Below are 2,461 nucleotides of genomic sequence, written 5' to 3'. Positions count from 1 at the left end.
TGCTGGCGCAGGCTTGCTGGGGCGGCACGACCCAGCATCCAGCCGCCGTTTCGAGGATCATTACACCGCGGCTAGGGTAGATGAGCTGCGCGGCGGGGTGGGTGTGCCACGTGCCCCTGAACCCCGCCGGAAAGACCGAACGGTCCACTGAGAGGGCATCGGCCCCGCCTTCGGCAATTGGCACAATATGTCCGATCCAGAATATTTTTTGTCGTGTTAGCACATATCCGACGCAACGCAGATTGCCTACCAGACGCCATCAGCTGGAGTTGCAGATGTCGTTGAAGATGGTCGAACAGCGAGAGCCGGAAGAAATGCCTCGCCCGCACGGGAAGTATCGCGAAGAATTCCTATCGCGTGTGCTCGCCTTCAAGCCGTCGTCGATACTGGATGTAGGGTGCGGCAATGGTGCTTCGCTGCAGCTATTCGGCGAAGCCGATGTCGCCCACTGCGTCGGCATAGACCCGGAGGAAGAGGCCGTAGAGGAAGGCCGCGCGCTAGGTCTGGAAATACACCTCGGCCGAGCAGAGACACTTCCATTCCCGGATCAAAGCTTTGATGTGGTGACTTTGGAATACGCCGCGCACCATCTGGAAAACCTTCATAGGGGGCTTCAGGAGGCAATCAGGGTCGCACGGCTTGGTGTCGTGGTGCTGGATTGCTGGTACGATGCGGCCATTCCATCGCAGCTGGCAGCACAGCTATATGACGAGTGGACGAAGTTAATCGACCGCCGGGCCGGTCTTGTGCATAATCCCTGCCCCCAGCCAGCTGATCTCGCCGCCTCATTTCTGACCGCCGGCTTCAAGATCGACTATTCTTGTAGGCTTTTTCTCGTGCCCCTCTCCGTTTCCCAAATCGAATTATCGGCCAGACAGAGGCTTCACGAGATCCCGGAGCCTTGCGGATTGCGCGGCGATCTGGAGAGGCTGCTTGATATAGCCCGATTAAATGGTCTTTCGGATGACGGTGCGATCATCCTCTCGGCAGCTCGTGGCGGTTAGCATGCGGACCGACATAATCGACATAACCTATTCCGGACCTGACGGCTGGCCGCTCTTTGCTGCGCTTGTAGATCCCTATCGTCGGCTGCCGACCGCCAACGTCGTTGTGCTCATGCATGGCGGCGGCCCTGACCACCAGAGCTTGATACCCTTGGCGCGCCAGCTGTGCGACCGGTATGCGGTGCTGCTGCCCGATGTCCGTGGCTACGGCCGGTCCCTTTGCAGCGAGAAAGCGAAACACACCTGGGCGTCCTACGCAGCCGACGTGATTGCGCTTCTCGATCACCTGAAGGCAGATTCCGCCATTGTCGGCGGTGCGGGGCTCGGCGCCACGATCACTTTGCGAACCGCACTCGCCCATCGGGAGAGAGTGAGAGCGGCCATTTTGATCAGCGTTGAAGACATCGAAGACGACGAGGCCAAAGTAGCTGAAACGGCATTTATGAGAGAGTTCGCGGCGCGCGTCCGCGAGGAAGGGCTTTATGCGGCCTGGGCGCCAATACTGCCCAATTTGGCGCCAGTCATTCGCGAGATGGTTCACGACGCGATTCCGCGAAGCAATGCTGCCAGCATTGCGGCTGCCGCGGCAATAGGTGATGACCGCGCCTTCCGCGGCGTCAGCGAACTCGCAGCTATAGCAATGCCGACGCTGATCATTCCAGGAATGGACGAGAGGCATCCACAAGCGTTAGCGGAGCAGCTCGCTGACCTGCTGCCGCACGGCAAGCTGGCTGCGGCAGCAATGTCGGATGCGATCGTGACAGCCGAGGATTTCGCTCGATGCCTGGCGCCTGGCATCCGCGAATTCCTGAACGAGCTTCCTCCGCTGCCCACAGCATCAGCAGGCCCTGATTGACCGCCGGGCTTCACTCAAGGTAGCCGAGCTTTTGGCCGGCATGGGCAAGCCCAATAGTCATTTGGCGAAATAACTTGCCGTCACAAATCGGTGGCATCAGGCACCAGTCGCCCCGATGCCGCAAATCGTTTCTTGCAGTCATATGACTTTGGAAGGAGTCCATCGGAAATTCACGTCGGAACGCTTGGAATCTGAATGGTTTCACCTGTATAGACGGGTGATGGATCTTATCCCTCGACTGAACTCGAACAGCGCCCAGCGGTCTGCCGACGGTGCTTCCCCGGATGCCCCACCGCGCTACGCAGCGATCAAGCAAAGCATCCATGATGCCATCCGCGACGGCCGTTTGAAACCGGGAGACCGCGTGCCGTCGGAAGCCGATCTGGTCGGGCAATTCGACGTCTCGCGCATGACGGCAAACCGGGCGCTTCGCGAGTTACAATCCGCAGGTATCATCGTCCGCCGCGCAGGCAGCGGCTCGTTCATCGCCGAGCCGAAGCCGATCGGCCATATGATCGAGATCCGGAACATTGCCGAGGAAATTCGTGGACGCGGCCATGACTACCGGGCGAGGGTCATCCAGAATGTCGAGGAGAAGGCC

General features: G+C 59.7%; 3 protein-coding genes. All 3 read left to right on the top strand.

What is annotated here, in order from left to right; all coding sequences use genetic code 11:
- Positions 1–275: 275 nt before the first annotated feature.
- Entirely contained in the window at positions 276–1,004 is a 729-nt protein-coding gene (locus VDP82_RS16975) for a class I SAM-dependent methyltransferase (protein ID WP_323016007.1), read from the top strand.
- A 1-nt stretch (position 1,005) separates the two neighbouring features.
- Positions 1,006–1,860 (top strand): alpha/beta hydrolase, encoded by an 855-nt coding sequence (locus VDP82_RS16970; protein WP_323016006.1) that lies wholly within the window; start codon positions 1,006–1,008, stop codon positions 1,858–1,860.
- A gap of 220 nt (positions 1,861–2,080) precedes the next feature.
- A partial coding sequence (locus VDP82_RS16965) for a GntR family transcriptional regulator (protein WP_323016008.1) occupies positions 2,081–2,461 on the top strand: 381 nt, incomplete at its 3' end.

Origin of the sequence: Devosia sp., from assembly GCF_034675085.1 — a bacterium.
Classification (GTDB): Bacteria; Pseudomonadota; Alphaproteobacteria; order Rhizobiales; family Devosiaceae; genus Devosia.
This window is presented reverse-complemented; position numbering and strand designations above follow the sequence as displayed.

Excerpts from the sequence above, each read along its gene's own strand:
- VDP82_RS16975 (WP_323016007.1), top strand. The coding sequence starts at position 276 with ATGTCGTTGAAGATGGTCGAACAGCGAGAGCCGGAAGAAATGCCTCGC.
- VDP82_RS16970 (WP_323016006.1), top strand. The coding sequence starts at position 1,006 with ATGCGGACCGACATAATCGACATAACCTATTCCGGACCTGACGGCTGG.